Consider the following 22824-nt stretch of genomic DNA (forward strand, 5'->3'; position numbering starts at 1 on the left):
AACATGGAGCGCTGCGCGCAGTTAGTCGCGGCGAAAACATAACGTGAATTATTCCCTGATCGACCAAAATGACCAACTGGCTGCGGTGTGCGACAAAGCACGCCAGCATGCTGCCGTGGCGCTGGATACCGAATTTGTCCGCACCCGTACTTACTATCCGCAGCTGGGCCTGATCCAGCTGTTTGATAGCGAGCAATTGGTCCTGATCGATCCCCTCAACATCAGTGACTGGACGCCGTTTATCGACCTGCTGCGTGATACCCGGGTCACGAAATTCCTGCACGCGGGTGGTGAAGACCTGGAAGTGTTCCTGCACCGTTTTGACTGCCTGCCGGACCCGATGATTGATACCCAGATTCTGGCGGCATTTGCCGGTCAGCCGTTGTCATGGGGTTTTGCGGCGATGGTGATGCATTTCGACCAAATCGAGCTGGATAAAAGTGAGGCGCGTACTGACTGGCTCGCTCGCCCGCTGACGGAGCGGCAGTGTGAATATGCGGCAGCCGATGTAGCCTATTTGCTGCCCATCGCCCATCAGTTGCTGGCGCAAACTGAAGCGGCGGGCAACATGGCGGCGGCTCGTAGCGAATGCGAAAACCTGTGCCAGCGGCGCCTTGATGTGCAGGCTCCCAATGAGGCGTGGCGTGATATCACCAATGCCTGGCAGCTGCGCCCGCGTCAGCTGGCGGCATTGCAGCGTCTGGCCGCCTGGCGTCTTAACACCGCACGTCAGAAAGATATGGCGGTTAACTTTGTGGTGCGCGAAGAGAATCTGTGGAAAGTGGCACGTTTTATGCCGGGCAGCCTGGGTGAGCTGGACCATCTCGGCCTGAACGGTCATGAGATTCGCTTCCACGGTAAAGCGATGGTGGCGCTGGTCGCCGAAGCACAGGCGCAGGATGAGGCCACACTGCCGCAACCGCTGGGCAATCTGATCGACCATCCGCAATACAAACAGACATTCAAAGCGATTAAAGCGCTGGTGCAGCAGGTAAGCGAGGAAACCGGGTTTAGTCAGGAATTGCTGGCTTCACGCCGCCAGATCAATCAGGTGCTGAGTGTGTACTGGGGATTGAAAACCGCATCGCGTACCCCGGAATTGCTCACAGGTTGGCGCGGCGATTTGCTGAAAGCGCGCATCGATGAGATTCTGCAAACCCTGTAAGCGCGATTTTTTCCCCTGCAAACTGCGCAGGGGAAAATCAGGAAACCGCTGGCGTCATTTGGTGACTTCTTCCGTCTCCGGTAGCGTAACGTTCAGCTCCAGAATCGAGATATCATCCCCTTTCTGATCCAGCTGAACGGTTACCATATCCGGATCAATTTTCACATATTTGCAAATCACTTCCAGAATGTCGCGCTTGAGCTGCGGCAGATAGTGGGGCTCACTGTCGCCCCTTCTGCGTTCAGCAACAATAATCTGCAGCCTTTCCTTGGCTATGTTGGCTGTGTTCTTCTTACGGGATAAAAAGAAATCGAGTAATGCCATTGGTTATCCCCCGAACAGGCGTTTCAGGAAACCCTTCTTCTCTTCTTCAATAAAGCGGAAGGGGCGTTCTTCGCCAAGCAGGCGGTCTACGGTATCAGCATAGGCTTTACCGGCATCTGAGGTGGTATCGAGGATCACGGGTTCGCCCTGGTTGGAAGCGCGTAATACCGATTGATCTTCAGGGATCACACCGACCAGCGGGATACGCAGGATGTCCAGCACGTCTTCCATGCTCAGCATATCACCACGGCTCACGCGGCCCGGATTGTAACGGGTCAGCAGCAGGTGTTCTTTCACCGCTTCCTGGCTATTTTCCGCACGACGGGATTTGGACGAAATGATGCCGAGAATACGGTCAGAGTCACGTACCGAGGACACTTCCGGGTTGGTGGTGATGATGGCTTCATCTGCAAAATACAGCGCCATCAACGCACCTGTTTCGATACCGGCAGGTGAGTCGCAGACGATGAAATCGAATTCCATCGTCGCCAGGTCGTTAAGCACTTTTTCAACGCCTTCACGGGTCAGGGCGTCTTTGTCGCGGGTTTGTGACGCTGGCAGAATATACAGTTGCTCAGTGCGCTTATCTTTAATCAGCGCCTGGTTCAATGTGGCATCGCCCTGAATAACATTGACGAAGTCGTAAACAACACGACGTTCACAGCCCATGATCAGGTCGAGGTTACGCAGACCGATATCAAAATCGATCACCACGGTTTTTTTGCCTTTTTGCGCGAGTCCAGTGGCGATGGCCGCGCTTGACGTGGTCTTGCCAACGCCCCCTTTACCGGATGTAACTACAATGATGCGTGCCATAAATGTTGATTTCCTTAACGAAAGAAAAGGGGCCTAATTAAGTGTCTGAATGGTGAGCGCGCCCTCTTTGAGGCATAAACGCGCAGCTTTACCAAAAAACTCAGCCGGAATCTGATCCATGATCCAGTACTCCCCGGCAATGGAGACCAACTCTGCGGCGAGGTTGGTGCAAAAAATCTGGCAGTCACGATCGCCGCTGGCACCTGCCAGGGCGCGACCGCGCATCATGCCGTAAATATGGATGTTGCCATCGGCAACCAGCTCGGCACCGGCGCTAACGCTGCTGGTGACAATCAAATCAGCATTGCGGGCGTAGATTTGCTGGCCAGAACGGACTGGCGTATTAATGATGCGGGTTTTATTGACGGTCTCCGCCACCACGGGGATGGGGGCTGGCTCGGGAACAACCGCTGGCGCATCATTGCGCTTTTTGCGATCGCTCCCCTCAGACAGCACCGGCAATCCGGCACGCGCAATCATCTTTTTCAGCGCATCGTCTTTACAACCGCTGACGCCAACGATGCGCAGCCCGGTTGCACTGATGGCTTGCTGCATCTGCTTCCAGTTGATGTCGCCGTTCAATGCCGACACATTCAGCACTACCGGTGCATTTTTCAGAAAGCCGGGCGCCTGGTCGATTTTGTCCTGCAACGCCTGACGAATCACCTCAGGTTGCGAATGGTGCAGATGAACGACTGATAGGGTAAAACTGCTTCCCTTGAATTCGATTGGCGTTTGCGACATCTGTCCTGACTCGTCCTGTTTTCACTACCGTTAGATGAACGCCGATAAAATCGTCATTAACACCCTGCGGTCAATATTCGAAGTTCAGCAAGCATGTTATAGTTACTGCTATATTCAGGCAAGTGACGCCATCAGTTAATTCGAGTAAAAAATATGTTTTGTGTGATCTACAGAAGCCCGCAGCGTGACCAGACTTATCTTTATGTTGAAAAAAAAGACGATTTTTCTCGTGTGCCAGAAGAATTGCTCCGTGGCTTCGGCAAACCCCAGTTATCTATGGTGCTGTCGCTGGAAAAGCGCGACAAACTGGCGGGTGCAGATATCAATAAAGTTAAGCAGGCATTGAGCGATCAGGGCTATTATTTACAATTGCCACCGCCGCCGGAAAGTCTGTTGAACATACATCTTCAGCAAAACAAAAAAGATTAATTCGGATTCATCTGTAAATATATCCAGATTTAATCATCAGCGTGGTCGCTTTATTTATTTGCCTGTGGCTAACCCTTAATTGCAGGCAATATCAACTACCCATGGCGATATCGATTAACGTCTTTTGACAATTTACGCACACTCCTTAGCCACAAAGCAGCTTAATATATTGACCCTCAGCCTGCCGCGTTCCGGCACTGAAGCAGACACAACGCGCCAGCTCAACTGGCGTTATACTCAAATCAAAGCAGGGGAATAGCATGTATCAGCATCGTAACTGGCAGGGCGCTCTGTTGGATTATCCGGCCAGCAAAGTGGTCTGTGTTGGCAGCAACTATGCTAATCATATCAAGGAGATGGGAAGTGCAACGCCTGACGAGCCGGTGGTGTTTATCAAACCGGAAACCGCACTGTGCGATCTGCGTCAGCCGCTGTCCATTCCGGGCAATTTTGGTGAAGTGCATCATGAGGTTGAACTGGCCGTGCTGATCGGCGCGACGCTGAAGCAGGCGAGCGAAGAACATGTGGCGAAAGCTATTGCCGGTTATGGTGTGGCACTGGACCTGACGCTGCGTGATGTGCAGGCCGGTCTGAAGAAAACAGGCCGTCCGTGGGAGAAATCCAAAGGTTTTGACAACTCCTGTCCGCTGTCTGGTTTTATTCCGGTCTCTGAATTCAGTGGCGATCCGCAGAACACGGAGTTAAAGCTGGTGGTGAACGGTGAAGTGCGCCAGCATGGCACCACCGCTGACATGATCCACAAAATTCTGCCGCTGATTGCCTACATGAGCCAGTATTTTACCCTGCGTGCAGGCGACGTGGTGCTCACCGGTACCCCGGAAGGGGTGGGACCAATGCGTTCCGGCGATAAGCTGGAAATCTCCCTCGCTGGCCACGGTATTACCACTCGCGTACTGTAAAACTTGCATCGCCGCACCTGAACCTTGTATAAGGTGCGGTCTTTACGTTAATCCGGACCGCCACCATGACCGAACAGCCTTTCTGGCAGACAAAACGCCTTGACCAAATGAACGACGCTGAGTGGGAATCGCTGTGCGACGGCTGTGGTCAGTGCTGCCTGAATAAACTGCAGGATGCGGACACCGATGAAATCTACTTCACTAACGTGGCCTGTAATCAGCTCAATATCAAAACCTGCCAGTGCCGTAACTACGAACGGCGGTTCGAGTATGAAGAAGACTGTATCAAGCTGACGCGGGAAAATCTCACCACCTTCAACTGGCTGCCGCGTACCTGTGCGTATCGGTTACTGGGGGAAGGGAAAACCTTGCCAGCCTGGCATCCGCTGATTGCGGGTTCGAAGAAAGCGATGCATGCGCAGCGCATTTCAGTGCGGTTTATCGCGGTGCGTGAGAGCGAAGTGAGAGACTGGGAAGAACATATTATTGATCGGCCTGATCGCCATGGCTGAGAAAAAACAGGCAGCGCAAGCTGCCTGTTTTATGTTGATTAGCGACCAAACAAATCGCGGCGTTTGGCTTTAAACGGCTGAGCAATCAGCACCAGCACGGCAACCAGCAGATAGGCACCGAAAGTCACGATCAGCCACTGCGGCATACTCCAGGTGAGGAAAGTCCAGCCCAGCTCAGAACAGTCACCATGCGCCACAAATACCGCCGGTAACCATTTATCCAGTGGCAGCCAGCTCGGGAAACGTGCGGCAAAATCACAGGTGACAAACGGATTCGGGTGCAGCTGGATCATGGTGTGCTCCCAGGAGAGTCTTAACCCCTCAATCGCACTGTAAAGCCAGATCAGCAACGCCACCCAGCGCAGCGGCGTTTTCGGTGCGATGGCACCGACTATACCCGCGCCCATCACGCCAAACAGCGCGCAACGTTCATAAATGCACATGACGCAGGGTTGTAGCCCCATCACGTGCTGGAAAAAGAGTGCAGTCAGTTCAAGAGCCAGTGCCGTCAGTGCCAACAATAACCAGGCTCCGCGTCCCCGCGAACATTGGTTCAAATATCGCAACATAGTGCTGTTCCTGTAGTCGTTAATGCATCGCAGTGTAAACCAAAAGCGCGTGCGTGCCAGCCTGGACGCGGGAAAAAATCATGTAGAAAAATGACTTATCCTGATCCAGGCCAAAAAACCTCAGAGTTGTGCGGCGCTAAGCCAACCCTGTTGCATGAAATAATCTGTCACAGGCACCAGCCACTCATTAATGCAGAAAAAACCAACCAGTGACAGCACCAGGGTAAAGGGTAAAGCCATCCACACCATGCGACCATAGGAAAGGCGGATCAGTGGAGCAAGAGCCGAGGTGAGCAGAAACAGAAATGCCGCCTGCCCGTTAGGCGTCGCCACAGAAGGCAGATTCGTTCCGGTGTTAGTCGCGACAGCCAGTAATTCAAACTGACGCAGGTCAATGACGCCGCTCTGGAAGGCATGTTTCGCTTCATTGATATACACAGAACCGACGAAAACGTTATCGGAAATCGACGACAGCAGGCCATTAAACACATAAAACCAACTGAGCTGGGATGCCGGGTCGGCCTGTAATACAAAATGGATCAATGGCTGGAACAGCTGTTGTTCAATGATCACGGCCACAATGGCAAAGAAAACCGCCAGCAACGCAGTAAAGGGCAGGGCTTCGGTAAACGCCTGACCCAACGCGTGTTCATCGGTGACGCCACAGAGTGACGTGGCAAGGATAATCACCGAAAGGCCGATAAGTCCCACTTCCGCCAGATGAAAAGCCAGCGCGATAATCAGCCATACGCCAATCAGCGCCTGTACCCCGAGTTTCAGGGTTTCCTGTCGGGTGCGCTGTGCACTGGCCTGGCGATCGCTGTCCAGCAAAATGGTACGAACCGCATCCGGCAACGTTTCTCCGTAGCCAAATAAGCGGAAACGCTCCACCAGCATGCTGGTGGCAATACCGCACAGCAGCACGGGAACGGTGACCGGTGCCATACGCAGGAAGAACTCGCTGAAGTTCCAGCCTGCTGCGTGGGCAATGATCAGATTCTGTGGCTCACCTACCATCGTCATCACCCCACCGAGGGCGGTCCCCACACCTGCCTGCATCATCAGGCCGCGCAGAAAAGCACGGAATTTTTCCAGCGTTGCGCGCGCTTCATCATGCTGCCCAGGATTAGCGGACGCTACACGGTGATAAATCTCGTAAAAACCCATCGCCACGCTGATGACCACAGCCAGCACAGTCAGCGCATCGAGAAAGGCTGAGAGAAATGCGGCGGCGAGACAGAAGGTCAACCCGAGTAGCACCTTGCTACGTATCGACAGCAATATTCGGGTGAAAACGAACAGCAGCAGTTGTTTCATAAAGAAGATGCCTGCCACCATAAAAATCAGCAGCAGTAACACTTCAATATTCCCGGCCAGCTCGGCTTTCACCTGATCGGCTGTGGTCATACCGATGGCAATCGCTTCAATGGCCAGCAAGCCACCGGGTAACAGCGGATGGCATTTTAACGCCATGCCAAGGGTAAAAATAAATTCCGCCACCAGTAACCAGCCTGCAAAAAACGGGCTGATAAACAGGAAAATCAGCGGATTGATCACCAGAAAAGCAATGAGGGTAAGTTTGTACCATTCGGGCGACTGCCCAAGAAAATTGCGCCTGAATGCCTGCGCATAGCTGAGTTCCATCGACTCTCCCTGAGGTAAATCTTTGATGTTGAAATTTGCGGCAGCGCGCGCTTTTAATCTGTTGCCAGGCTATATCCGCTATAGCCCCTCTGGTATGATGAGTCCAATTACGACAAAGAAAGCAACGAGAAATAAATGCTATGGTGATTAAGGCGCAAAGCCCTGCAGGATTTGCTGAAGAGTACATTATTGAAAGCATCTGGAACAGTCGTTTTCCGCCGGGATCAATTCTGCCTGCCGAACGTGAGCTTTCTGAACTGATCGGCGTAACCCGTACCACGCTGCGCGAGGTATTGCAGCGGCTGGCTCGTGATGGCTGGTTAACTATCCAGCACGGTAAACCGACGCGTGTGAATGATTTCTGGGAAACCTCAGGTTTAAATATTCTGGAAACGCTGGCGCGTCTCGACCACGACAGCGTGCCACAGTTGATTGATAATCTGCTGTCAGTGCGCACCAACATCGCATCGATCTTTATCAGCCGTGCCCTGCGTCATCACCCGGACAAGGCGCGTGACGTGCTGGAGACGGCGCTCAGTTCCGATGACCAGGCCGAGGCGTACACCGAGCTGGATTATCGGGTGTTCCGTGGTCTGGCTTTTGCTTCTGGTAACCCGATCTATGGTCTGATCCTTAATGGTCTGAAAGGTTTGTATACCCGCGTGGGTCGTCATTACTTCTCTAACCCGGAAGCACGCGAATTGGCCCGCAGCTTTTATCAGCAGCTGGCTAACCTGTGCGGCGTGGTGCCGACGCAGGAACAGATTGTGGATTGCGTGCGTGATTATGGTCGTCGTAGTGGTGAAATCTGGCATGGCATGCAGAAAAGTATGCCGGAGGATTTGGGCAGCAAGCGCTAACCCATGCTTCAGTTAAAAAAACGCCATCGGATTGATGGCGTTTTTCGTTATCTCACAGTGCCGGGCCGCGTGCCGGACTGCGATCCAGCAGCTCAACGCTGCCATCTTCATTCTGTTGTTCAAGAATCACGTCAAAGCCCCACAGCCGATGTACATGTTTCAGCACTTCGCGACGGCTTTTATCCAGCGGTGCACGCTGCTGCGGGACATAGCGCAGCGTCAGCGAACGATCGCCGCGCAGGTCAACATTGTAAACCTGGATATTAGGTTCAAGATTGCTCAGGTTGTATTGCGCAGACAGCTGCTGACGAATGGCACGATAACCTGCTTCATCATGGATGGCGGCAATCTCCAGATAATTGTTGCGATCATCATCCAGCACGGTAAACAGGCGGAAATCGCGCATCACCTTCGGCGACAGGAACTGACTGATAAAGCTCTCGTCTTTAAACTCACGCATGGCGAAATGCAGTGTTTTCAGCCAGTCGGATCCGGCGATGTCCGGGAACCAGTAGCGATCCTCTTCGGTCGGTGACTGACAAATACGCTTGATGTCCTGGAACATGGCGAATCCCAGTGCGTAAGGGTTGATGCCGTTGTACCACGGACTATTGTAAGGCGGCTGGAACACCACGTTGGTGTGGCTGTGCAGGAACTCCATCATAAAACGTTCCGACACTTTCCCTTCGTCATAAAGATGATTGAGGATGGTGTAATGCCAGAACGTGGCCCAGCCTTCGTTCATCACCTGAGTTTGTTTCTGCGGATAAAAATACTGGCTGACTTTGCGCACAATACGCAACACTTCACGCTGCCACGATTCCAGCAACGGCGCATTTTTCTCCATAAAATACAGCAGGTTTTCCTGTGGCTCAGAAGGATAGCGGGCCGCTTCAATATGCACCGACTCCTTCTCTTTACGCGGCAGAGTGCGCCACAAGGTATTCACCTGGCTTTGCAGGTACTCTTCACGGCTTTTCTGCCGTGCTTTCTCCTCCTGCAGCGAGATTTTTTGCGGACGTTTATAACGATCGACACCGTAATTCATCAACGCATGGCAGGAGTCCAGCAGGCGTTCCACCTCTTCAACGCCGTAGCGTTCTTCGCAGTCGGTAATGTAATTACGGGCAAATAGCAGGTAATCGACAATTGAACTGGCATCGGTCCAGCTGCGGAACAGGTAATTATTTTTGAAGAAGGAGTTATGACCGTAACAGGCGTGCGCCATCACCAGCGCCTGCATCGTCATGGTGTTTTCTTCCATCAGATAGGCGATACAGGGGTTAGAGTTAATCACGATCTCATAAGCCAGACCCTGCTGGCCGTGCTTATATCGTTGCTCAGTCTCAATGAATTTCTTGCCGAAGGACCAGTGGGCGTAATTGATCGGCATACCCACGCTGGAGTAAGCATCCATCATCTGCTCAGAGGTAATGACTTCGATTTGGTGCGGGTAAGTATCCAGCCCGTAGAGTTTGGCTACGCGGTCAATTTCCGCCAGATAGACATCGAGCAGTTCGAATGTCCAGTCAGGTCCGTCACTGAGTCGTTTACTGTTCCTGGTTGGCTCGTCAAAGATTGTCGTCATAGCGCACCTCTGTTTTGCAGAGTGGCAGGTAACGGAATGTCACCTGTCACGAACGTTTAAGGCTTCATCCTGAGAAAGACAGCCCAAAAAAACTGAGCGAACACATCAATGATAGTCCACTGTCGCTTATCCGAAACCGGAACTCAAACGAATTCTTTTGGCACAAAATCATTCAATTAAACCCCGCAGATGATTTCGTAAACCCAAATATCAATAACGCTCCAATTATCAGAATAAAACTCTGTTTATAAGTGCATTATATGGCTGCGGCGCTTTCTCCTGAAAAAAGAGAAAATCACTGGATGGCGCATCATAAATTGCTGGTTAATGATTTTTTAGCATAAAAAATCCTGATTTTGCCGTGTCGGCATGATTTTAGTTACCAGAATGGTAAAAAACATGTGAAATGTCATGGTCAGATGAGAGGTTTTATCAGGTGCCTGGTTATGCTGTGCCGGGCGAATTATGTGGTCAATTATGCTTTTGTTGGGGTGGCGGGGGTCTTATGCGCGTAGTGATTCTGGGAAGTGGGGTGGTCGGCGTCGCAAGCGCCTGGTATCTGGCGCAGGCCGGACATGAGGTTACCGTCATTGATCGTCAGCCGGGTGCGGCACTGGAAACCAGTGCAGGTAACGCCGGACAGATTTCACCCGGCTATGCTGCCCCCTGGGCTGCTCCCGGTGTGCCGCTAAAAGCGGTTAAATGGATGTTCCAGCGTCACGCGCCGTTAGCTGTCCGCCTTGACGGCAGCCGCTTCCAGTTGGAGTGGATGTGGAACATGTTGCGTAACTGCGATATGCGTCATTATCAGGAAAACAAAAGCCGCATGGTGCGTATCGCCGAATACAGCCGTGATTGTCTGAAAGCGTTGCGGGAGTCAACCGGCATTGCTTACGAAGGGCGTCAGGGCGGTACGTTGCAGCTGTTTCGTACCCGACAGCAGTTCGACAGTGCCAGCAAAGATATCGCCGTGCTAAAAGAAGCAGGCGTGCCTTATGAATTGCTGGAGTCACATCAGCTGGCGAGTGCAGAGCCTGCGCTGGCGGCGACAGCGCATAAGCTGACAGGCGGTTTACGTCTGCCGAATGATGAAACCGGTGATTGCCAGCTGTTTACCCAGCGTCTGGCTGAGATGGCTAAAGCGGCGGGTGTCACCTTCCGCTTCGATACCCCGGTTGATCACCTGCTGCGTGAAGGCAACCGTATTTACGGCGTGAAGTGCGGCGATGAAGTGATCAAAGCCGATGCTTACGTGGTGGCGTTTGGTTCATACTCCACCGCGCTGTTGAAAGATATTGTCTCTATCCCGGTTTATCCCCTGAAAGGCTACTCCCTGACTATCCCGATTAAAAATCCGGACGCCGCACCGGTTTCCACCATTCTTGATGAAACCTATAAAGTCGCCGTGACGCGGTTTGATGATCGCATCCGGGTGGGTGGTATGGCGGAAATTGTTGGTTTTAACACCAAACTGTTACCGGCACGACGTGAAACGCTGGAGATGGTGGTCAGCGATCTCTATCCTGAAGGCGGTTATGTTGAACAGGCCACTTTCTGGAGCGGATTGCGCCCGATGACGCCGGACGGTACACCGATTGTTGGACGTACGCCGCTCTCCAACCTCTATCTCAACACCGGTCACGGTACGCTGGGATGGACCATGGCCTGTGGTTCCGGTCAGCTGCTGGCCGATCTGATTTCCGGCCAGAAACCGGCTATCGCCTTTGACGATTTGTCTGTATTGCGTTATTTGCCGGGTTTTGAGCCAAACACTTCGCCGCTGCGTAATGCTAACGTAGCGCGCTGAGCATTCAGGGAGAGCAAGAGTATGTCACGTCCTATTGTCGCCACCGTTAATCAACAGGCGCTGCGACATAATCTGGCCGTCGTTCGTCAGGCGGCGCCATCGTCACGCGTCTGGTCGGTGGTAAAGGCTAATGCTTACGGGCATGGTATCCGTCGCGTCTGGCAGAGCCTGGCCGAGACCGATGGTTTCGCGTTACTGAATATGGAAGAGGCCATCCTGTTACGCGAACAGGGCTGGAAAAAACCGATTTTGCTGCTGGAAGGTTTCTTCCATCCCGAGGATCTGCAACTGATTGACCGCTATCGTCTGACCACCAGCGTACACAGTAACTGGCAAATCCAGGCGCTGACGCAGGCGCAGCTATCAGCCCCGGTTGATATCTACGTCAAAGTGAACAGCGGCATGAACCGTCTGGGTTTCCGCCCGGAGCAGGTTAACGCAGTGTGGCAGGCTCTGCGCGCACTGCCGAATGTGGCTGAGATGACGCTGATGGCACATTTTGCCGATGCGGAAAACCCGCAGGGACTGATCGAACCGATGAAACGCATCGAGCAGGCGGCAGAAGGGCTGCAATGCCCGCGGTCGTTGTCGAACTCGGCAGCGACATTGTGGCATCCGAAAGCGCATTTTGACTGGGTTCGTCCGGGTATCGTGCTGTACGGCGCCTCACCAAGTGGCAACTGGCAGGATATCGCCAGTACCGGGCTGCAACCGGTGATGACACTGACCAGTGAAATCATCGGTGTTCAGCAGTTGCAGGCGGGTGATGGTGTGGGATACGGCTATCGCTACCATGCGTCAGCTGCACAGCGTATTGGGGTAGTGGCCTGTGGCTATGCTGATGGCTATCCGCGTCATGCGCCAACCGGTACGCCGGTGTCGGTCGATGGCGTGAGAACCCGCACCCTCGGTGCCATCTCCATGGATATGATGATGATTGATTTGGAGCCCTGCCCGCAGGCTGGCATTGGTTCGAAAGTGGAGCTGTGGGGCGAGCAGGTGAAAATCGACGACGTGGCCAAAGCAGCCGGAACGGTGGGCTACGAGTTGATGTGTGCCCTGGCACCACGCGTTCCGGTGGAAATCATTTAACCACAGTCAGAGAACCGTGCATTCCTTTACTGCAGCGCCAGGCGATGAGCGCCAGCGCTGCACCAATCAGCATCATCAATGCCAGCGCAGATTTTTCTGCCAGCGGGAAGGCAACCACCAGCAGGCTGCCACCCGCACCGCATGCCATCTGAATAAATCCCTGTAACGCAGAGGCGACACCAGCCTGCTGTTGATACGGTTCCAGCGCATAGCTGGTGGCCGGTCCAACGGTGAACGCCAGGCCAGCCACCGAGATCGCCACCGGTATCATGTACAGCGACCAGTGGGTTTGCCAGCTAGCCGGCAACAACACCATGCCTGCTGTCAGCAGCAGCGCGCCGACCAGCATCGCCACAAAACCCATCGCCAGGCAGAAAGGGCGTCCGGCTTTGCGAATGGTTTTGTTGACAAAAGCACTGACCAGCATGATCCAGAAACCATTGGCACCAAAGGCAAAGGAGAACTGGAGCGGCGTAAGCCCTCCTTCCGTCATCAGTACATGCGGTGCCAGCGAGACATAGGTCAGCACCATGCCGAGTGCTCCGGCATTGGCAAAGGCAAAAGCAAGAAAACGCGGTTCACGCGCGATGGCGAGATATTGCGCCAGCGGCAATCCGGCAACGCGCAAAGTATTTGCCGGACGAGTCTCAGGCAGCCACAGCAGCACGACCAACGTAATCACAACGGCGTAAATGCACAGGAACCAGAAAGGCGCGCGCCAGCCAAAGGCATCCGCCAGCAATCCCCCCAGCAATGGGGCCAGCGCCGGGACAATATTCAGCGCGCCATTCAGGAAACCGTAAGCGCGTGCGGCGGCTTCACCGCTGAGGCGATCGCGCACACCGCTGAAAGCCACCACTGCCGTGCAACACACCGCACAGCCCTGAATCAATCGCGCCAGCATGAACATCGGCCAGACGGTCGCGGTCGCAGCGACCGCACTGCCGATGATGTACAGCGCCAGGCCAATCAGGGCGATAGGTTTACGGCCAAAGTTATCCACCAGCGGGCCGGTGATCAACTGACCCAACCCCATCACCAGCAGGAACAGCGGAATGGTGGTTTGAATCAGGCTGACCGGGCTGTCCAGCCCTTCAGCAATTTGCGGTAACGTCGGAAGATAAAGATCAATGCCGAGCGGTGCCAGCAGCACCAGGCTTAAGAGCAGTAGGGTAAATTTTTGCATTACGAACCAGAAACGTCCTGTTAATCGAGCGGGAAGGGTAATGATTAAGCGGAAAAAAAGAAAGGGGTAAAAGAGAAAAGGCGATGTCTGCCAGACTGCAACAGACATCGCGTCGAGGGTATTAGTATGCGCCGTCGCGACGCAGCACGACGCCTGCGGTTTTGAACAAAATGGCGATGTCCGTCCACAGCGCCCAGTTCTTCACGTACCAGGAGTCGAAATAGACGCGGGTGTCGTAATCGATATCGTTACGGCCACTGACCTGCCACAGCCCGGTCATACCCGGTTTAGCCATCAGGTAGTAATCCACATCCCCCGCATAGCGTTCCAGCTCAGCCTCAATCACCGGGCGTGGCCCCACCAGACTCATTTCACCGCGAATCACGTTCCACAACTGCGGCAGCTCATCAAGACTGGTTTTACGCAGGAAGCCACCAATTTTGGTGATGCGTGGATCATTCTTCAGTTTGAAATCCCGATCCCATTCAGCCCGGGCTTCCTCGCTGGTGGCGAGTAGGTTTTGCAGCACTTCCTGTGAGTTGGTTACCATCGATCGGAATTTCAGGCATTTAAACTTTTTGCCTTCAAAACCGACGCGCTCATGACCGTAGATGGCATTCCCGCCATCACGTTTCACCATCCAGCACAGCAGGCCGAAAACCGGGGCCAGGAACAGCAGCAGCAGCGAAGCCACCACGATATCAAAGGTCCGTTTCAGGAAGCGCGAAGATCGTTTAGCCAGATTGTTGCTGACGCGCAGAATCATCACTTCATGGCTGAAGATAAATGACATGTCGGTGCCATACAGCGGCACGCCGCGCAGCGTCGGAATGACGGATACCGAACGACACTGCATTTTTGACAGGAACTTCAGCCATTTATCACGCACCACCTGCTGCTCAAACTCGGTGGCGACGATAAATTGGGTGTTATCGCGGTCCATGGTTTGCCAGTTAATATCTTCCCAGGTGATGACCGGAACGCCATTGACATTTTCCGGGCGTTTATCATCCTCAAGTGCAATAAACGCCTGCACGTTGTAGCCAAGAATTTCTTCACTTTGCAGGGCCGCGTAGGCTTCCATGGCATTTTTACCGGAACCAATGATGATGGTCTCTTTTTGCCATTGTCCAGCGCGGTTGATGGCGCGTTTGACCCCGGCACGCATCAGTGGCAGCAGCAGCAGGGCATAGCTCCAGCTGAACACCCACACCATGCGTGAGAAGTCCCATTTCGAGAAGGCGATCAACGCCAGGTCGAGCAATGAGAACACAAACAGCGTTTTGACGATCTCTTTCAGCTCAAACCAGAAAGGCTTGCGATAAGTGTAATGACGTAAGCGCACCCAAAACCACAGCGTGCAAAGAAGTGACAGACCCAATTGGGCAATAAAACGATATTCAATCTGTTGTGGAGGAATAAAGCTGTCCAGTTCTCCCCAAATACCCTGGACGGTGGCGGCAGACAAAAAAAGTGCCAGATTTAATGCAATTAAATCAGAAATACTTAGGGCAACCTTCGCAATAAGATTTTTTCGCAAGCCGCTCCATGAGCGGGCTGCATTGTTCAATACCAATGTACTTGCCATAAAACCTGCTCTCTTTTCTTCAGTAAAAGATGGCCTGACCAGAATCAAGTACGCGTTCAGGTGTGAATCGCTGAATAGGGAAAGATATGATTTCTCAGCGAAATGTGAGTCGGTGCTGCCATTAGCGTTGCGCTTTAAAAGACCGCTAAAAACGTGATTATTGTCACAATATTCTGTAGCGGTGTTAAAGATTATGCAGGAGTTATCTGACGGAGTTAATATGGAAATAGTCTGAAAAGGAAAGAAATGCCTGGTGCGGAAGTGATATAACCTGATGAATGTATGTAATAAAATCTAAAAATTATCCTATATAACGCCTTATTTTAAGACTGTTTTTAGGAATAACCGCCATTCGCAGCGGATGGCGGTAAATAAAATGACTCAGGCGGGTTTCTTTAGTACCCAGCGGTCTTGTTGCTTATCGTAGTGGCCAATTTCCAGATCGACGGGTTCGCCATCGATCCAGGCCGGTACACTGGTTTCATGATCCCAGCCGTCGAGCTGATAGCTCAGGCCGGGGTTAGTCAGGCAGGGGATACTGACGGTGTCGGGTTTCTCGGCGTTCAGTTCCGCATCAATGATCTCGTAACGACCAATCTTAACCACATGTCCCATAGGAATCTCCCGTTTGCACTGGGTGGAACTGTGATCATAGTCGTTCTGGCTCGGTTTACGAGTGGTCTGGCCTCGGATTATTCCTTCTCTTCCGCCGGACGTACCCCAATCTTCAGAATGTGATTGTCTTCTTTCTCCGCCACCGTCCAGGTCAGCTGGTTCCATTCAACCTGGTCACCAACCACTGGCGTGCTGCCCAGCAGGGACATCACCAGCTGGCCGAGGGATTGCTGATCGTTAGTCTCTTCATCAAGATCCAGCCCGTAAATCTGCGCGACATCACGCAGCCGTGCATCGGCATCCAGGATAAAGTCACCAAAGAAGCGCTGGTCGAGCGCCACCGGTGGCGACTGACTGAACATCTTGCCGAGGGCGGGCAGATCGCGCTCGCGACCAATCACGCACAGCACGTCTCCCTCTTTGAGCCGTGTACTGCCATTAGGATGCATCAGCACATTGTCACGAAACAGCGCGGCGATACGGGTTTCACGCGGCATCTGCAAATCACGTAGCGCGGCACCGATACACCATTTGTCGGCGCTGAGTTGATAGACAAATTGTTCCCACGGGTTTTCCGGATGAATATCCAGACCGACACGGCTAATCGGGGAGGCGGTCGGCGGGACCACCACTTTGGCTTTCCGCGCGGCAAAGCCCAGAGAGGTGCCCTGCAGCATCAGTGACACCAGCACCACAAAGAAGGCGATGTTGAAGTAAAGCGAGGAATTCTCCAGCCCGGCCATCATCGGAAATACCGCGAGGATGATGGGAACCGCGCCACGCAGCCCGACCCAACTGATAAAGATGCGTTCGCGGCCGGTAAAACCTTTAAACGGCAATAATCCCACCAGAATAGACAGCGGGCGTGCCACCAGAATCAGCCACAATGACAGCAGCATCGCCGGAATGGCGATATGCCAGAGATCCGAAGGGGTGACAAGCAGGCCCAACACGATAAACATGCCAATCTGGCTCAGCCACGCCATACCATCGAAAGTTTGCAGAATGCCATGCCGGTTGCGAATCGGGCTATTACCCAGCAGGAAGCCACACAGATAAACCGCCAGAATCCCACTGCCTTCCATCACCGTGGTCAGTGCGAACACAATGATCCCGCCACTCAGCGCCAGCAGCGGATACAGCCCCTGTGCCAGGTTGATGCGGTTGATCAGCTGTTGCAGCGCCCAGCCACCACCCAGTCCGAGCACAATTCCCAGACCAAACTGCTGCACCAGATGCACCACAAACATCCAGCTCAGGCCGCTTTGTCCCTGCTGAATCATGTCGATCAGGGTGATGGTCAGAAACACCGCCATCGGGTCATTGCTGCCTGATTCAATCTCCAGTGTGGCGCTGACGCGTTCGTTCAGGCCCTTATCGCCCAGCAGGGAAAAGACCGCTGCGGCGTCGGTGGAGCCGATAATGGCACCTATCAGAAAGCCCTGCATCAAATCGAGATGGAATAGCCAGGCGGCGGCCAGTCCGGTCAGACCGGCGGTGATCATCACTCCCACCGTTGCCAGCGACAGCGCCGGGCCCAGCGCGACCTTAAACGAGCTGGCTTTGGTACGCATTCCACCGTCGAGCAGGATGATCGCCAGCGCCAGGTTGGAAACCAGATAAGCGACTGGATAGTTATCAAAAGCGATACCGCCGATACCATCAACCCCGGTCAGCATCCCCAGCGCGAGGAAGATCACCAGAATCGGGATACCAAGGCGTGATGAGAAGGAGCTAAGCAGAATACTTGCCGCTACCAGCACTGAACCAATAATGAACAAACTGTAAACCATGCTGGCATTCAACGGCATTCTCCTGCGGCGGGTGGCAAATCAGATGTAGTGTGTAAGTTTCACACGGATGAAGACAAAAGATAATGCCTTATCAATAGCTTGTCAGCGCAAAATTACACATTTTTTAATATCGGCAGGTGTTGGGGCATCTGTAGTTAAATTTGTCGGCAAAATCAGCATCGTCTGGCGGGAATGTAGCGGTTGCGGGAAAGAAAAAGCCGGTCAGCGACCGGCTATGCTTATCAGGCTTCTGCCACCTGCTTGTGGAAAAGTTCTCTAAATACCGGGTAAATATCTTCCGGCTCGCGGATGTGCTGAATCGCGAAGTTATCGAACATTGCCTGCAAATGCTCATACTCACGCCACAAGGTTTGATGAGCGCGGCGGGTGATCTCGATGTAACTGTAATAACGCACCACCGGCAGAATGTTCTTCGCCAGAATCTCGTGGCACAACGGGGAGTCATCGGCCCAGTTATCGCCATCCGAGGCCTGCGCGGCATAGATATTCCATTGCGCCGGGTCGTAACGTTCTTTCACTACCTCGTCCATCAACTTCAGGGCGCTGGATACGATAGTACCGCCGGTCTCCTGCGAGTAGAAAAACTCCTGTTCATCCACTTCTTTTGCCTGGGTGTGATGGCGGATGTATACCACATCGACGTTTTTATAGGTTCGGCTCAGGAACAGATAGAGCAGAATGTAAAAACGCTTCGCCATGTCTTTGGTGGCCTGATCCATGGAGCCAGAAACGTCCATCAGACAGAACATGACCGCCTGGCTGGAAGGCTCAGGACGTTTCTCGAAATTTTTGTAACGCAGATCGAAGGTGTCAATAAACGGCACGCGTTCGATGCGCGCGCGTAACTCCGCGATCTCTTTGCGCAGTCGCTCCTCTTCCAGCAGCTGCGCAGGCTCGGTTTTTTCCACCTCGCTGAGTGTGGCTTCCAGCTCATGCAGCATCCGGCGTTTACCCGCCGTCATGGCAGTACGACGTGCCAGAGAATTCTGCAACGAACGCACCACGCTAATATTGGCCGGAACCCCATTGGAAGTGAAACCTGCCCGGTGGGTTTTGTATTCGTTCAACTGGCGATGCTGATTCTTACGCAGGTTAGGTAGCGCAAGATCTTCAAACAGTAAGTCAAGATATTCATCTTTCGAAATCTGGAAGACGAACTCATCCTGGCCTTCACCATCCTGACTGGCATTGCCCTGACCGGCTCCACCACCGCCACCGCCGCCCTGCGGGCGCTCGACGCGGTCATTCTGGACAAAATGATCGTTACCGGGATGGACGCGATGGCGGCTGCCGCCTCGGCCCTGATGGAAAATCGGTTCGTTGATGTCGTCAATTGGAATGGAGACGGACTCGCCGCTTTCCACGTCGGTAACCGAACGCTTGTTGATGGCCTCGGAGATCGACTGCTTGATTTGCGACTTGTAGCGGCGCAGAAAGCGCTGCCGATTGACTGCGCTTTTATTCTTGCCGTTCAGACGCCGATCGATGAAATAGGCCATAAAGTTCCCCCAAACTACAGTGCAAGCCAGGTCGGGCGAACCCGACCTTCCTCTTCCGGCGCACCGGCGCCGTTTAGCTTACAGACCGAATTATGACGATTTACGCACACGCAGATACCATTCGCACAGCAGGCGCACCTGTTTGCGGGTATAGCCTTTCTCCATCATGCGATCGACAAAATCATCATGTTTTTTCTGTTCGTCCGTTGAGGTTTTCGTATTGAACGAAATCACCGGCAGCAACTCTTCGGTGTTCGAGAACATTTTCTTCTCGATAACCGTGCGCAGTTTTTCGTAGCTGGTCCAGTTCGGATTGCGTCCGCTGTTCTGCGCACGGGCGCGCAGCACAAAGTTGACAATCTCGTTACGGAAATCTTTCGGGTTGCTGATCCCGGCAGGTTTCTCGATTTTTTCCAGCTCGGCGTTCAGTGATTCACGATCAAACAATTGTCCGGTATCTGGATCGCGGTACTCCTGGTCCTGAATCCAAAAATCGGCGTAGGTGACATAGCGATCAAAAATGTTCTGACCATATTCCGAGTAAGATTCGAGGTAAGCCGTCTGAATCTCTTTGCCAATAAACTCGGCGTACTTCGGAATCAGGTAACCTTTCAGGTGCTCCAGATATTTCTCAGCCTGCTCTTGCGGGAACTGCTCGCGTTCAATTTGCTGTTCCAGCACATAGAACAGGTGCACCGGGTTAGCCGCCACTTCGGCATGGTCGAAGTTGAACACGCGAGACAGGATTTTAAAGGCGAAACGGGTAGAAAGACCGTTCATCCCTTCATCCACGCCAGCGTAATCGTGGTACTCCTGCCATGACTTGGCTTTCGGGTCGGTATCTTTCAGTGTCTCACCATCGTAGACGCGCATTTTGGAGTAGATACTGGAATTTTCCGGATCTTTCAGGCGCGAAAGGATGGAGAAACGCGCTAAGGTTTCCAGTGTACCCGGCGCGCAAGGAGCGGTGGCCAGCTCACTGTGGTTCAGCAGTTTCTCGTAGATTTTAATCTCTTCGGAAACACGCAGGCAGTAAGGCACTTTGACAATGTACACACGGTCAAGGAACGCTTCATTGTTTTTGTTGTTACGGAAGGTGACCCATTCTGATTCGTTGGAGTGCGCCAGAATGATGCCGTTAAACGGCAGTGCGGAGATCCCTTCAGTACCGTTGTAGTTCCCTTCCTGTGTTGCAGTCAGCAGGGGATGCAGCACTTTAATCGGTGCTTTGAACATCTCAACGAATTCCATGATGCCCTGGTTGGCACGGCACAGTGCGCCGGAGTAGCCGTAAGCATCGGGATCGTTCTGGGCGTGGTTCTCCAGTTTACGGATATCCACTTTACCCACCAGCGCGGAGATGTCCTGGTTGTTTTCATCACCCGGTTCAGTTTTGGCAATCGCCAGCTGTTCCAGAATAGACGGCCAGACTTTGACCACTTTAAAGCGGGTAATATCGCCGCCAAAATCGTGCAGGCGTTTCGCTGCCCACGGAGACATGATGGTGCCGAGGTAACGCCGCGGTACGCCATACTCTTTTTCGAGGATGTTGGCGTCTTCCTGCGGGTTGAACAGGCACAGCGGATGATCATTCACCGGGCTGCGTTCGCCATCGGCACTGAGCACGTAAATCGGTACGCGCTGCATCAGTGATTTAAGGCGTTCGGCCAGGGAAGATTTACCGCCACCCACAGGACCCAACAGGTAAAGGATCTGTTTCTTCTCCTCCAGCCCCTGCGCAGCATGTTTCAGGTAAGAGACGATCTGTTCAATCGCTTCTTCCATGCCGTAGAACTCTTCAAACGCAGGGTAGCGTCCCATGACGCGATTCGAGAATATTCTGGAAAGGCGTGGCTCCTGAGCAGTGTCAACCATCACTGGCTCACCAATGGCCATCAACAGTCGCTCTGCAGCGTTGGCGTATGCACTGCGATCCTGCTTACAGATTGCGAGGAATTCCTGCAGTGTGAACTCTTCGTCCTTGGCAGCTTCATAACGCTGACGATAGTGATCGAATATATTCATAGCGATGCCCGTCCTTTCGTTTTTAGCACAGGTAAAGGAGCGTAATAAGATGCTCTTGCAGCTCCCGGAAGATATTCTCTATTGAGTACAGCAACCCTTATGCCAACCTGACGTTTTTTTATCGGGATACACAATTCTTATGGTTACTCTGCTCGTACAAAAAGTCTCGTCTTACTTTTAACTGTAGAAGGCATTTAAGAAATTTCCTCCGTCTTTTCTCCTTATTTAGCGATATATCAATAACAAAGTCTCATAAGCTATGGAAAGTCAGGACCTCATTTCGGGCCGGTATCGTCGATTTGAGACAATTCTGCTGCGATTGAGAAGCACCCTCATTAAAAGTTAAACCATTGGCAGAATTTGGTTAGACTCTGTGTGTGATTGTTATATTAATAGACCGAATAAATTGTGAACCATTTCAAACTTAAAGTGCTTACTGTGCAGGGATCCTGATATTTTGCGGCTTGCAGCACCTGTGCAGTTCCCTTATCTCATGGTGCCTTTGTTATTTATGACGAATCATCTTATCGTGATGTGCAGGACCGTTTTTAGCCGGTGCTGCTGGGTGATGATGACAGGGTAAACGTTGCTCCTGGTTCATATCAGCAATGTGTGTTTCGTACGCGGGAACACCTTCTGTAACCTGACAGCCGCAGTGTCAGAGCACGCTGCATGGCGCTATTTTTTGTTGGTTTTGAATCCGCGCACCGAAATGGTGCTCTTTTTCTGCATTGCACCATTTATGGGCTCATTTATGGTGCATTTGGGGGCTTTGTGACCAGAACAATTCAGTTTCAGGGAGAATCACTGTTGCCGGCGATCGGCCAGGGGACCTGGTATATGGGGGAAAACCCGGCGACACACCAGCAGGAAGTAGCAGCGATCCAGGCCGGGCTGGACTGCGGACTGCGGTTGATTGACACCGCCGAAATGTATGCTGAGGGTGGGGCGGAAATTGTCGTGGGTGAGGCATTAAAAGGACGACGCGATCAGGCCTGGCTGGTGTCAAAGGTCTACCCGTGGAACGCCGGTGCAGTCGATGCTATTGATGCCTGTGAGCGCAGTCTGCGCCGTTTACAGACTGATTATCTCGACCTTTATTTGTTGCACTGGCGTGGCAACATCCCTCTGGAAGAGACCATCCTCGCGATGGAAACCCTGCAACAGCAGGGGAAAATCCGGCACTGGGGAGTATCGAATTTCGATACTGACGATATGCAGGAGCTGTGGGGAGAAGACGGCGGTAGCGCCTGTCTGACCAATCAGGTGCTCTACCATCTTGCCTCGCGGGGTATTGAATATGATTTGCTGCCGGAATGTCAGCAGCGTGATGTCCCGATTATGGCTTACTGCCCGTTAGCCCAGGCGGGGCGGCTGCGGCAGTCACTGTTCAGTGATGCGCGCGTGCAACAGGTTGCACAACAGCAGGGCATTAGCGTAGCGCAATTACTGCTGGCATGGGTGATTCGTAAAGACGGGGTGATCGCCATTCCGAAAGCCAGCAGTGTGGCTCATGTGCGGGAAAATGCGGCAGCGCTTGACGTGGTGTTAAGCGGGGAAGAACTGGCGTTGCTGAACCAGGCTTTTCCACCGCCGCAGGATAAGCTGCCGCTGGATGTGGTCTAGC

General features: G+C 53.0%; 20 protein-coding genes. 8 read left to right on the plus strand and 12 right to left on the minus strand.

Features of this window, described 5'->3' with window-relative positions:
* The first annotated feature begins 43 nt into the window (after positions 1–43).
* Positions 44–1165 (plus strand): ribonuclease D, encoded by a 1122-nt coding sequence (rnd, locus tag RCF31_RS02150; protein ID WP_299451288.1) that lies wholly within the window; start codon positions 44–46, stop codon positions 1163–1165.
* Between the two features lie 54 nt (positions 1166–1219).
* On the opposite strand, the gene minE is transcribed toward rnd, so the two are convergent.
* The 3 genes from minE to minC are packed head-to-tail and all read right to left on the minus strand — an operon-like array spanning position 1220 to position 3049.
* Positions 1220–1489, minus strand: a complete 270-nt coding sequence (minE, locus tag RCF31_RS02155; protein ID WP_013509389.1) for a cell division topological specificity factor MinE — start codon at positions 1487–1489, stop codon at positions 1220–1222.
* A 3-nt stretch (positions 1490–1492) separates the two neighbouring features.
* A complete protein-coding gene (minD, locus tag RCF31_RS02160; protein ID WP_416412369.1) occupies positions 1493–2305 on the minus strand; it encodes a septum site-determining protein MinD in 813 nt (270 codons plus the stop codon).
* 33 nt (positions 2306–2338) lie between these two features.
* Entirely contained in the window at positions 2339–3049 is a 711-nt protein-coding gene (gene minC, locus RCF31_RS02165) for a septum site-determining protein MinC (RefSeq protein ID WP_416412370.1), read from the minus strand.
* Between the two features lie 153 nt (positions 3050–3202).
* Here minC and RCF31_RS02170 point away from each other — a divergent pair, with 153 nt between their 5' ends.
* The 3 genes from RCF31_RS02170 (at position 3203) to RCF31_RS02180 (ending at position 4910) form a co-directional block, all read left to right on the plus strand.
* Complete coding sequence (locus RCF31_RS02170; RefSeq protein WP_299451282.1) at positions 3203–3478, plus strand: YcgL domain-containing protein; 276 nt, start codon at positions 3203–3205, stop codon at positions 3476–3478.
* 260 nt (positions 3479–3738) lie between these two features.
* Positions 3739–4398 carry a fumarylacetoacetate hydrolase family protein gene (locus RCF31_RS02175; RefSeq protein ID WP_084875262.1) on the plus strand — a complete coding sequence of 220 codons (660 nt, stop codon included), beginning with the start codon at positions 3739–3741 and terminating at the stop codon, positions 4396–4398.
* 65 nt (positions 4399–4463) lie between these two features.
* Complete coding sequence (locus RCF31_RS02180; RefSeq protein ID WP_313689217.1) at positions 4464–4910, plus strand: YcgN family cysteine cluster protein; 447 nt, start codon at positions 4464–4466, stop codon at positions 4908–4910.
* A 38-nt stretch (positions 4911–4948) separates the two neighbouring features.
* Here RCF31_RS02180 and dsbB read toward each other — a convergent pair whose 3' ends face one another.
* Both dsbB and nhaB read right to left on the minus strand, forming a co-directional pair.
* Positions 4949–5479, minus strand: coding sequence for a disulfide bond formation protein DsbB (gene dsbB, locus RCF31_RS02185; RefSeq protein WP_208715330.1), 531 nt, complete (start codon positions 5477–5479; stop codon positions 4949–4951).
* 120 nt (positions 5480–5599) lie between these two features.
* Positions 5600–7123, minus strand: a complete 1524-nt coding sequence (gene nhaB / locus RCF31_RS02190; protein WP_416412371.1) for a Na(+)/H(+) antiporter NhaB — start codon at positions 7121–7123, stop codon at positions 5600–5602.
* Between the two features lie 140 nt (positions 7124–7263).
* On the opposite strand from nhaB, the gene fadR reads away from it, so the two are divergent.
* Positions 7264–7983 carry a fatty acid metabolism transcriptional regulator FadR gene (gene fadR / locus RCF31_RS02195; RefSeq protein ID WP_084875254.1) on the plus strand — a complete coding sequence of 240 codons (720 nt, stop codon included), beginning with the start codon at positions 7264–7266 and terminating at the stop codon, positions 7981–7983.
* A 52-nt stretch (positions 7984–8035) separates the two neighbouring features.
* Here the strand turns inward: fadR and RCF31_RS02200 are convergent, their stop codons facing one another.
* Positions 8036–9571: a SpoVR family protein gene (locus tag RCF31_RS02200; RefSeq protein ID WP_084875252.1), complete on the minus strand. Its 1536-nt coding sequence runs from the start codon at positions 9569–9571 to the stop codon at positions 8036–8038.
* 505 nt (positions 9572–10076) lie between these two features.
* Here RCF31_RS02200 and RCF31_RS02205 point away from each other — a divergent pair.
* Positions 10077–11378 carry a D-amino acid dehydrogenase gene (locus RCF31_RS02205; RefSeq protein ID WP_084875250.1) on the plus strand — a complete coding sequence of 434 codons (1302 nt, stop codon included), beginning with the start codon at positions 10077–10079 and terminating at the stop codon, positions 11376–11378.
* Positions 11379–11399: 21 nt separating this feature from the next.
* Positions 11400–12470 carry a catabolic alanine racemase DadX gene (gene dadX / locus RCF31_RS02210; protein WP_416412372.1) on the plus strand — a complete coding sequence of 357 codons (1071 nt, stop codon included), beginning with the start codon at positions 11400–11402 and terminating at the stop codon, positions 12468–12470.
* Here dadX and RCF31_RS02215 read toward each other — a convergent pair.
* The 6 genes from RCF31_RS02215 to yeaG all read right to left on the minus strand — a co-directional run bounded on the left by RCF31_RS02215 (position 12463) and on the right by yeaG (position 21197).
* Positions 12463–13656, minus strand: a complete 1194-nt coding sequence (locus RCF31_RS02215; protein WP_416412373.1) for a multidrug effflux MFS transporter — start codon at positions 13654–13656, stop codon at positions 12463–12465. The two genes, dadX and RCF31_RS02215, sit on opposite strands and share 8 nt — an antisense overlap.
* A gap of 121 nt (positions 13657–13777) precedes the next feature.
* On the minus strand, positions 13778–15244 hold the full coding sequence (gene wbaP, locus RCF31_RS02220) for an undecaprenyl-phosphate galactose phosphotransferase WbaP (protein WP_416412374.1): 1467 nt from the start codon (positions 15242–15244) through the stop codon (positions 13778–13780).
* A gap of 381 nt (positions 15245–15625) precedes the next feature.
* Positions 15626–15859 carry a DUF1480 family protein gene (locus RCF31_RS02225; protein ID WP_299451249.1) on the minus strand — a complete coding sequence of 78 codons (234 nt, stop codon included), beginning with the start codon at positions 15857–15859 and terminating at the stop codon, positions 15626–15628.
* A 77-nt stretch (positions 15860–15936) separates the two neighbouring features.
* Complete coding sequence (locus RCF31_RS02230; protein WP_299451247.1) at positions 15937–17664, minus strand: potassium/proton antiporter; 1728 nt, start codon at positions 17662–17664, stop codon at positions 15937–15939.
* Positions 17665–17894: 230 nt separating this feature from the next.
* Positions 17895–19172 (minus strand): YeaH/YhbH family protein, encoded by a 1278-nt coding sequence (locus tag RCF31_RS02235; RefSeq protein ID WP_299451245.1) that lies wholly within the window; start codon positions 19170–19172, stop codon positions 17895–17897.
* Between the two features lie 90 nt (positions 19173–19262).
* Complete coding sequence (gene yeaG, locus RCF31_RS02240) at positions 19263–21197, minus strand: protein kinase YeaG (protein WP_084875236.1); 1935 nt, start codon at positions 21195–21197, stop codon at positions 19263–19265.
* A gap of 774 nt (positions 21198–21971) precedes the next feature.
* Here yeaG and RCF31_RS02245 point away from each other — a divergent pair.
* The gene (locus RCF31_RS02245) at positions 21972–22823 is read left to right on the plus strand and encodes an aldo/keto reductase (RefSeq protein WP_416412375.1); all 852 of its coding nucleotides are present in this window, start codon (positions 21972–21974) and stop codon (positions 22821–22823) included.
* The last annotated feature ends 1 nt before the right edge of the window (position 22824 follow it).

Origin of the sequence: Pantoea sp. App145, from assembly GCF_047947045.1 — a bacterium.
GTDB lineage: Bacteria > Pseudomonadota > Gammaproteobacteria > Enterobacterales > Enterobacteriaceae > Pantoea.

Coding starts and splice junctions, on each gene's coding strand:
- minE (WP_013509389.1), bottom strand. CDS start 1,489: ATGGCATTACTCGATTTCTTTTTATCCCGTAAGAAGAACACAGCCAAC.
- minD (WP_416412369.1), bottom strand. CDS start 2,305: ATGGCACGCATCATTGTAGTTACATCCGGTAAAGGGGGCGTTGGCAAG.
- minC (WP_416412370.1), bottom strand. CDS start 3,049: ATGTCGCAAACGCCAATCGAATTCAAGGGAAGCAGTTTTACCCTATCA.
- RCF31_RS02170 (WP_299451282.1), top strand. CDS start 3,203: ATGTTTTGTGTGATCTACAGAAGCCCGCAGCGTGACCAGACTTATCTT.
- RCF31_RS02175 (WP_084875262.1), top strand. CDS start 3,739: ATGTATCAGCATCGTAACTGGCAGGGCGCTCTGTTGGATTATCCGGCC.
- RCF31_RS02180 (WP_313689217.1), top strand. CDS start 4,464: ATGACCGAACAGCCTTTCTGGCAGACAAAACGCCTTGACCAAATGAAC.
- dsbB (WP_208715330.1), bottom strand. CDS start 5,479: ATGTTGCGATATTTGAACCAATGTTCGCGGGGACGCGGAGCCTGGTTA.
- nhaB (WP_416412371.1), bottom strand. CDS start 7,123: ATGGAACTCAGCTATGCGCAGGCATTCAGGCGCAATTTTCTTGGGCAG.
- fadR (WP_084875254.1), top strand. CDS start 7,264: ATGGTGATTAAGGCGCAAAGCCCTGCAGGATTTGCTGAAGAGTACATT.
- RCF31_RS02200 (WP_084875252.1), bottom strand. CDS start 9,571: ATGACGACAATCTTTGACGAGCCAACCAGGAACAGTAAACGACTCAGT.
- RCF31_RS02205 (WP_084875250.1), top strand. CDS start 10,077: ATGCGCGTAGTGATTCTGGGAAGTGGGGTGGTCGGCGTCGCAAGCGCC.
- dadX (WP_416412372.1), top strand. CDS start 11,400: ATGTCACGTCCTATTGTCGCCACCGTTAATCAACAGGCGCTGCGACAT.
- RCF31_RS02215 (WP_416412373.1), bottom strand. CDS start 13,656: ATGCAAAAATTTACCCTACTGCTCTTAAGCCTGGTGCTGCTGGCACCG.
- wbaP (WP_416412374.1), bottom strand. CDS start 15,244: ATGGCAAGTACATTGGTATTGAACAATGCAGCCCGCTCATGGAGCGGC.
- RCF31_RS02225 (WP_299451249.1), bottom strand. CDS start 15,859: ATGGGACATGTGGTTAAGATTGGTCGTTACGAGATCATTGATGCGGAA.
- RCF31_RS02235 (WP_299451245.1), bottom strand. CDS start 19,172: ATGGCCTATTTCATCGATCGGCGTCTGAACGGCAAGAATAAAAGCGCA.
- yeaG (WP_084875236.1), bottom strand. CDS start 21,197: ATGAATATATTCGATCACTATCGTCAGCGTTATGAAGCTGCCAAGGAC.